The following is a 6,985-nucleotide window of genomic DNA, read 5'->3' on the forward strand; positions in this document are numbered from 1 at the left end:
AATCCGAACGTGAACGTGCTGCAGCATGCCGGCGAATTGCTCGCGCTGTCGGAGGGCGGCGCGCCGTTCGCGATCACGGCCGCGCTCGATTCGCTCGGCGCGACGGTGCGGCACGCAGGCCTCGGCGAAAGCGTGCTGGCATCGGGAAATCCTGTCGGGCGTGGGGAAGCGGATGCGGGCGGCGATGCGCGGGCGCGTGCGGTTCGTCACGGCAAGTAGGGCCGGCGCATCGGGTTCGGCATCGGCGTGCGAGCAGTACGTCGCGCGTGACGCGCGACGTACTGCGCTGCATCAGGCGAGCGCCGCGCGCTGCCGGCGCAGGAAGGCCGGGATCGACGTGACGATGTCCGGCTTGCCCTGGTTGCCCGCGATGAACGGGCTCCACGGTTGTGCGCGCACCGCGGTCTTGGTCTTCCATACCACGTTGAACTGCCCGTCGCCGCGAATTTCGCCGATCATCACCGGCTTGTGCAGGTGATGGTTGCCGTCCATCGCGAGCGTGAAGCCCGACGGCGCGGCGACGGTCTGGCCGATCATCGCGACGCGCACCTTGTCGACGTCGGTGCTCTTCGCCTTCTCGACGGCCTGCTTCCACATGTGGATGCCGACGTAGGTCGCTTCCATCGGGTCGTTGGTCACGCGCTTCGCGCCGCCCGGCAGATTGTTCGCCTTTACCCACGCGGCGAACTGGTCCTTGAACTTCGTGTTGGTCGGGTTCTTCACCGACATGAAGTAGTTCCACGCGGCGAGATGGCCGACGAGCGGCTTCGTGTCGATCCCGCGCAGCTCTTCCTCGCCGACCGAGAACGCGACGACCGGCACGTCGGTCGCCTTGATCCCCTGGTTGCCGAGCTCCTTGTAGAACGGCACGTTCGAGTCGCCGTTGATCGTCGAGATCACGGTCGTCTTGCCGCCTTGCGAGAAGTTCTTGATGTTCGCGACGATGGTCTGGTAATCGCTGTGGCCGAACGGCGTGTAGACCTCCTGAATATCCGCGTCCTTCACGCCCTTGGATTTCAGGAACGCGCGCAGGATCTTGTTGGTCGTGCGCGGATACACGTAGTCGGTGCCGAGCAGGAAGAAGCGCTTCGCGCCGCCGCCTTCCGCACCCATCAGGTACTCGACGGCCGGGATCGCCTGCTGGTTCGGCGCCGCGCCCGTATAGAACACGTTGCGCGACATTTCCTCGCCTTCGTACTGCACCGGGTAGTAGAGGAGGCCGTTCAGCTCCTCGAACACCGGCAGCACCGATTTGCGCGACACCGACGTCCAGCAGCCGAACACGCACGCGACCTTGTCCTGCGTGAGCAGCTGGCGCGCCTTCTCCGCGAACAGCGGCCAGTTGGATGCGGGATCGACCACCACGGGCTCGATCTTGCGGCCCATCACGCCGCCGCTCTTGTTGATGTCGGCGATCGTCATCAACGCGGTGTCCTTCAGCGACGTCTCCGAGATCGCCATCGTGCCCGACAGCGAGTGCAGGATGCCGACCTTGATCGGGCCGGTGCCCGCGTCAGCCGCGTGAGCGAACGGGCTCTTGCCCGCGAGCGCGAGTGCGCCGGCCATCGAACCGAACTTCAACAGACTGCGACGTTTCATCGGGATCCCCTTGTCGTGTTGGATATGCGTGCGCCGTGAAGGCGTCGGCCAACGAGTAACGCAAGGCATGTGCCAGTCGTGCGGATGCACGTCCGGCGTGCCTGCGCGGGGCGGTGCGGGGCGTCGTGACGGTGCGGATGACGCGTCGTGCAGCATGCGCGGTCCGTCGCGGTGCAGGTTCACGGGCGCAAATGGTGCACGGTCGGGGTTCCCCGTTCCGGTGCCTGCACCTGCACGCGGTGCGGGAACCGTCGTGCACCATGACTTCGCACCATGCGGGCAGGGCGCGGGCGCGGCGCAGTCCCGTTGAAGTGATTGACCGGAGCGGAAAAGAGCAACGGGCACGCGATGCGTGCCCGTTCGGGGGATCAGTGCGGCCGGCGGCAGGGTGCCGATCGGCGACGCGGCGCGTGATGCGCCGCGGGCAGGATCAGTAGCGCGGCACGGCGGGATCGACGTCGCGCGACCACGCGTCGATCCCGCCTTGCAGGTTGTACAGCTTCGTGAAGCCGCGCGATTCGAGGAACATCGCGACCTGCGCGCTGCGCATCCCGTGATGGCACACGCAGACGATTTCCGCTTCGTCGTCGAGCTCTTCGCTGCGCGCGGGAATCTGCTGCATCGGGATCGATACGCTGCCGGCGATATGCGCGGTCGCGATTTCCCACGGTTCGCGCACGTCGAGCACGACCGGCGCGGGGCGCGCCTTGTCGCCGAGCCATTCCGCGAGCATCGCGGCCGTCAGGATCTGCATGGTGGCTCCGCCGCTCAGAACTTGAAGCGCGACGGCTCGATCGCATTGACGAGGTGGTCGATGTACGTTTCGAACACGTCGGCGACGCGGTACTGCTTGTCGTCGATGCGCGTGATGATCTGTGCCTTCATCACCGGACGGCCGCCGACGAATGCCGCGAGGCGGCCGCCGACCTTCAGCTGCTCGAGCATTTCCTGCGGCACGACGGGCAGGCCGCCCGCCACGCAGATCACGTCATACGGCGCCTTGCCGGCCCAGCCGCGCGAACCGTCGCCGAGGACGACTTCCGCGTTGGTCACGCCGTCGTTGCGCAGGTTGTCTTCCGCGAACTTCGCGTTGGTCGGATCGATCTCGACGGCCGTCACGTGCTGCGCGCGGTGCGCGAACAGCGCGGCGAGGTAGCCCGAGCCGGCGCCGATGATGAGCACGTTCTCGTGCTTCTTGACAGTCAGCTCCTGCAGCACGCGCGCTTCGACGCGCGGGAACAGCATCTTGCCGCCGCCCGGCAGCGGCAGTTCGAGGTCGGCGAACGCGAGATCGCGGTATTCGGCCTGAACGTAGTTTTCACGCTTGACGATCGACAGCAGGCCCAGGACGTCGAGATCCAGCACGTCCCACGGCCGGATCTGTTGTTCGATCATGTTGAAACGCGCGTTTTCGATATTCATGGTGTGGTCACGCAGCCTGGTCGGCCATCAGCGGGGATAGAGAAACTTCGTGATTGTACCAAACGGGGCGGCCGTGAAGCCTTCAGGCGGCCTGCAACAGACCTTTACCCCTTGCTCTTCTTGATCTGCGCCTCGAACGCGAGGTCGAGCTTGCTCGCCTTGCGCGGTTTTTTGGGGCCGAATTCGTCGACGAACTTGACGAACTCGTCGAGCGGCATCGGCTCGCAGCGCTTCTCGGCGGTGCCGCCGGAGCGGTCGACGAGATAAAACAGGCCGCCCGCCATCGCGACGGCCGCGAATTGCGGGTTGCCGGAGCGGGTCTTCAGGCGTTCGACCGCGTGGGTCGCTTTGGTGGTGCGCATCGTGCGGATTCTGGCGGGGCGTAAGCCCCACACTGTATCAAACCGGCCGCCCGCGCGCGGCCGGCCCGGCACGTTGGGCTCAGACCGTGCGCGAGTAGCGCTGCTGCGGCGTCTGGCCGAGATACGCGTCGAATGCCATCGCGATGTTGCGCACGACCATCCGGCCGGCCGGATGGATCGTCAGGCGGTCGGCCGCGACCGTCAGCAGGCCGTCGCGCTCGAACGGGCGCAGCGCGTCGAGTTCGCGCGCGAAATGATCGGCGAAGCGGATGCCGTGCACGGCCTCGACGTGCGAGAACGGCAGGTCGAGGTTGCACATCAGCTGCGTGATCACGTCGCGGCGCAGCCGGTCGTCGGGCGTGAGCCGCACGCCGCGCGCGATCGGCAGCCGGCCCGCGTCGAGCGCGGCGCCGTACGCGGGCAGGTCCTTCGCGTTCTGCGCGTAGACGTCGCCGACCTTGCCGATCGACGACACGCCGAACCCGACGAGATCGGTATCCGCGCGCGTGCTGTAGCCCTGGAAATTGCGCTGCAGCGTGCCGTTCTTCTGCGCCCGCACGAGTTCGTCGGACGGCCGCGCGAAGTGGTCCATCCCGATGTACACGTAGCCGGCCGACGTCAGCATGTCGATCGCGAGGCCGAGCAGCGCGATGCGCGTTTCCGGCGGCGGCAGCATCGCGTCGTCGATCTGCCGCTGCATCTTGAACAGGTGCGGCATGTGCGCGTAGCCGAACACCGACAGCCGGTCGGGCGCGAGTTCGATGATCGTTTCCAGCGTGCGCGCGAACACGGACACGGTCTGGTGCGGCAGCCCGTAGATCAGGTCGACGCTCACCGAATGAAAGCCCGTCGTGCGCGCGGCGGAGAGCAGGTCGGCCGTCATCGCCTGCGGCTGGATGCGGTTGATCGCCTGCTGCACGACCGGATCGAAATCCTGCACGCCGAGGCTCAGCCGGTTGAAGCCGATGTTGCGCAGGTGGACGAGCGTCGCGGGCGTGACCGTGCGCGGGTCGATCTCGATCGAGAATTCGGCGTGGGCATCCGGCGCGAGCGCGAAGTGCTCGCGGGTGGCCGCCATCAGCTCGGCCGTTTCGTCGTCGGACAGGAAGGTGGGCGTGCCGCCGCCCCAGTGCAGCTGCGTGACCGGGCGCGCGGGATCGAACAATGCGGCCTGCAGCGCCATCTCGCGCTTGAGCTGGTCGAGATACGGGCGCGCGCGCCGGTGGTTGTTGGTCGCGATCTTGTTGCAGCCGCAGTAGAAGCATGCGGTGTTGCAGAACGGGATGTGGAAGTACAGCGACAGCTCGCTCGACGACGCGCCGGGGTCGGTTGCCGCGCGCACGTAGTCGGCCGGGTCGAAATCGTCGCGGAACTGCAGCGCGGTGGGGTACGACGTATAGCGCGGCCCGTTCGCACCGTATTTCGTGAGCAAATCGGGACGGAACAGTGTGTCGGCAGAACCAGAATGCATGACGGTCTCGCGCTTTTTTAGATGCTTTCGAGTATATAAACGCGCGATTCGGCTGCATTGTGTAATAACGTCGCAGCCGGCGATGGCACAATGCGGGGTGGGGCTGCCGGCACCGCGTCCGGTTGCCGCACCGTTTTTTGTTGTTCGTTCGAGAGAGTCGAGTGTCCGTCGAATTGCCTGTCCGCCCGGCGTCAGCCGTCCCGCCGCCGCATGCGTGCCGCGAGGGCTGCGGCGCGTGCTGCATCGCGCCGTCGATTTCCAGCCCGATTCCGGGCATGCCCGACGGCAAGCCGGCCGGCGTGCGCTGCGTGCAGCTCGGCGACGACCTGCGCTGCCGGATCTTCGGCCGCCCCGAGCGGCCCGCGTGCTGCTCCGGGCTGCAGCCGGCCGCGGACATGTGCGGCGCGTCGCGCGACGACGCGCTCGCGTGGCTCACGCGTCTCGAGGCCGCGACGCGGCCGTCGCAACCAGGAGAGTGTTCAGCATGACCGCACCTTGCGCGCCCGGCCGGCGCCGTTTTCTCGCCGCAACCGTCGGCGCCATCGGCGTGACGCTTTCGCTCGCCGCGTGCGCGTCGACGTTCCCGTTCATCCCCGATCACTACACCTTCTCGCGCGGTGACGTGCAGAAAGCCGTCGCGCGTAAGTTCCCGTACCAGAAGACGGTCGCGCAGGTCGTCGACGTGTCGCTCGCGAACCCGGCCGTCAACCTGCTGCCCGACCAGAACCGCGTGGCCGTGCAGCTCGACGCGCATTTCGTGAGCCCGTTCCTGCGTGCGCCCGTCAGCGGCAAGTTCACCGTGTCGGGCCAGCTGGCGTACGACGCGCCGAGCCGCTCGGTCGTGTTGAGGTCGCCGGCCGTCGACAGCCTCGCGCTCGACGGCGACGCGCAGATGTACGCGCAGCAGGTCGGCGCGGCCGCCGGCCTGCTCGCGACGCAGTTGCTGACCAACTATCCGATCTACACGTTCAAGCCCGAACAGCTGCAATTTGCCGGGGTGAACTACGAACCCGGTACAATTACGATTCTTACAAACGGCATACGCGTGGCAATCGTCGAAAAATGACGACGCACCGCGCTCGGCCGGAGGGGGGCCGCGCGCGGAAGAGTGGCTCATTCATTCGACCATTTCGGAGTTGGGCCACGGATGGACTGGATCCTGATCTGCAAGGCTTTGATCCTCGGCGTCGTCGAGGGGCTGACGGAATTCCTGCCGGTGTCGAGCACCGGTCACCTGATCGTCGCGGGCAGCTTCCTGAATTTCAACGATTCACACGCGAAGACGTTCGACGTCGTGATCCAGTTCGGCGCGATCCTCGCAGTCTGCTGGGAATACCGGCAACGGATCGCGTCCATCGTGTCCGGGCTGCCGAGCCGGCCCGACGCGCGGCGCTTCACGCTGAACGTCGTGATCGCGACGATTCCCGCGATCGCGCTCGGCCTCCTGTTCGAGAAGAAGATCAAGGCCGTGCTGTTCTCGCCGGTCCCCGTTGCGTTCGCGCTCGTCGTGGGCGGCGCGATCATCCTGTGGGCCGAGGCGCGGCAGCGCGAGCGTAGCGAACCGCCGCGCGTGGTGTCGGTCGATGCGCTGACGCCGCTCGACGCGCTCAAGGTCGGCATCGCGCAGTGTTTTGCGCTGATTCCCGGCATGTCGCGCTCGGGCTCGACGATCATCGGCGGAATGCTGTTCGGCCTCGACCGGCGCGTCGCCACCGAATTCTCGTTCTTCCTCGCGATCCCGATCATCTTCGGCGCGACGCTCTATGAAACCGTCAAGGACTGGCAGGCGTTCACCGTCGATTCGCTGGGCCTGTTCGCGCTCGGGCTCGTCGCGGCGTTCGTCAGCGCGTTCGCGTGCGTGCGCTGGCTGCTGCGCTACGTCGCGACACACGATTTCACGGTGTTCGCGTGGTACCGGATCGCGTTCGGGCTGTTCGTGCTGCTGGTCGGGTACAGCGGCTGGCTGAACTGGGCGTGACGCGAACACGAAGGCCGGCGCGCCTCTGTCAAGTCCTGGAATAGGTTGACAGTATCCAGGCACTAGAACGCCCGATGCACCGCATCGGGCGTTTTGTATTTCAGAGCCGTATGCGGTCGCTCATGGTTGTAGATGTGCACCGACTGTTCGACC

General features: G+C 66.5%; 9 protein-coding genes and 1 pseudogene. 4 read left to right on the forward strand and 6 right to left on the reverse strand.

What is annotated here, in order from left to right:
- A pseudogene (locus G3N96_RS39950) lies at nucleotides 1–219 on the forward strand (carotenoid oxygenase); the annotation flags it as partial.
- Between the two features lie 72 nt (nucleotides 220–291).
- On the opposite strand, the gene urtA reads toward G3N96_RS39950, so the two are convergent.
- The 5 genes from urtA to hemN form a co-directional block, all read right to left on the reverse strand.
- Complete coding sequence (gene urtA, locus G3N96_RS36920; RefSeq protein WP_124576663.1) at nucleotides 292–1,599, reverse strand: urea ABC transporter substrate-binding protein; 1,308 nt, start codon at nucleotides 1,597–1,599, stop codon at nucleotides 292–294.
- Nucleotides 1,600–2,029: 430 nt separating this feature from the next.
- Complete coding sequence (locus G3N96_RS36925) at nucleotides 2,030–2,353, reverse strand: rhodanese-like domain-containing protein (protein WP_089424695.1); 324 nt, start codon at nucleotides 2,351–2,353, stop codon at nucleotides 2,030–2,032.
- Nucleotides 2,354–2,367: 14 nt separating this feature from the next.
- The gene (locus G3N96_RS36930; RefSeq protein ID WP_089494245.1) at nucleotides 2,368–3,021 is read right to left on the reverse strand and encodes a protein-L-isoaspartate O-methyltransferase; all 654 of its coding nucleotides are present in this window, start codon (nucleotides 3,019–3,021) and stop codon (nucleotides 2,368–2,370) included.
- A gap of 104 nt (nucleotides 3,022–3,125) precedes the next feature.
- On the reverse strand, nucleotides 3,126–3,383 hold the full coding sequence (locus G3N96_RS36935; RefSeq protein ID WP_206140293.1) for a hypothetical protein: 258 nt from the start codon (nucleotides 3,381–3,383) through the stop codon (nucleotides 3,126–3,128).
- Nucleotides 3,384–3,462: 79 nt separating this feature from the next.
- Nucleotides 3,463–4,854 carry an oxygen-independent coproporphyrinogen III oxidase gene (hemN, locus tag G3N96_RS36940; RefSeq protein WP_206140294.1) on the reverse strand — a complete coding sequence of 464 codons (1,392 nt, stop codon included), beginning with the start codon at nucleotides 4,852–4,854 and terminating at the stop codon, nucleotides 3,463–3,465.
- 161 nt (nucleotides 4,855–5,015) lie between these two features.
- Between hemN and G3N96_RS36945 the strand changes: the two genes are divergently transcribed.
- The 3 genes from G3N96_RS36945 (at nucleotide 5,016) to G3N96_RS36955 (ending at nucleotide 6,832) form a co-directional block, all read left to right on the forward strand.
- Nucleotides 5,016–5,342: a YkgJ family cysteine cluster protein gene (locus G3N96_RS36945; protein ID WP_242808683.1), complete on the forward strand. Its 327-nt coding sequence runs from the start codon at nucleotides 5,016–5,018 to the stop codon at nucleotides 5,340–5,342.
- Complete coding sequence (locus tag G3N96_RS36950) at nucleotides 5,339–5,920, forward strand: DUF1439 domain-containing protein (protein ID WP_071334060.1); 582 nt, start codon at nucleotides 5,339–5,341, stop codon at nucleotides 5,918–5,920. The genes G3N96_RS36945 and G3N96_RS36950 overlap by 4 nt, the downstream gene beginning before the upstream one ends.
- Before the next feature lie 81 nt (nucleotides 5,921–6,001).
- Nucleotides 6,002–6,832, forward strand: coding sequence for an undecaprenyl-diphosphate phosphatase (locus G3N96_RS36955; RefSeq protein WP_206140295.1), 831 nt, complete (start codon nucleotides 6,002–6,004; stop codon nucleotides 6,830–6,832).
- Between the two features lie 62 nt (nucleotides 6,833–6,894).
- Here the strand turns inward: G3N96_RS36955 and G3N96_RS36960 are convergent.
- Nucleotides 6,895–6,985, reverse strand: a 91-nt coding sequence (locus G3N96_RS36960; protein WP_206139067.1) for an integrase core domain-containing protein, incomplete at its 5' end; no start/stop codon positions are given.

The organism is Burkholderia sp. Se-20373, from assembly GCF_017104705.1.
Taxonomy (GTDB): Bacteria; Pseudomonadota; Gammaproteobacteria; order Burkholderiales; family Burkholderiaceae; genus Burkholderia.

Coding starts and splice junctions, on each gene's coding strand:
- G3N96_RS36930 (WP_089494245.1), bottom strand. CDS start 3,021: ATGAATATCGAAAACGCGCGTTTCAACATGATCGAACAACAGATCCGG.
- urtA (WP_124576663.1), bottom strand. CDS start 1,599: ATGAAACGTCGCAGTCTGTTGAAGTTCGGTTCGATGGCCGGCGCACTC.
- G3N96_RS36950 (WP_071334060.1), top strand. CDS start 5,339: ATGACCGCACCTTGCGCGCCCGGCCGGCGCCGTTTTCTCGCCGCAACC.
- G3N96_RS36955 (WP_206140295.1), top strand. CDS start 6,002: ATGGACTGGATCCTGATCTGCAAGGCTTTGATCCTCGGCGTCGTCGAG.
- G3N96_RS36935 (WP_206140293.1), bottom strand. CDS start 3,383: ATGCGCACCACCAAAGCGACCCACGCGGTCGAACGCCTGAAGACCCGC.
- G3N96_RS36925 (WP_089424695.1), bottom strand. CDS start 2,353: ATGCAGATCCTGACGGCCGCGATGCTCGCGGAATGGCTCGGCGACAAG.
- hemN (WP_206140294.1), bottom strand. CDS start 4,854: ATGCATTCTGGTTCTGCCGACACACTGTTCCGTCCCGATTTGCTCACG.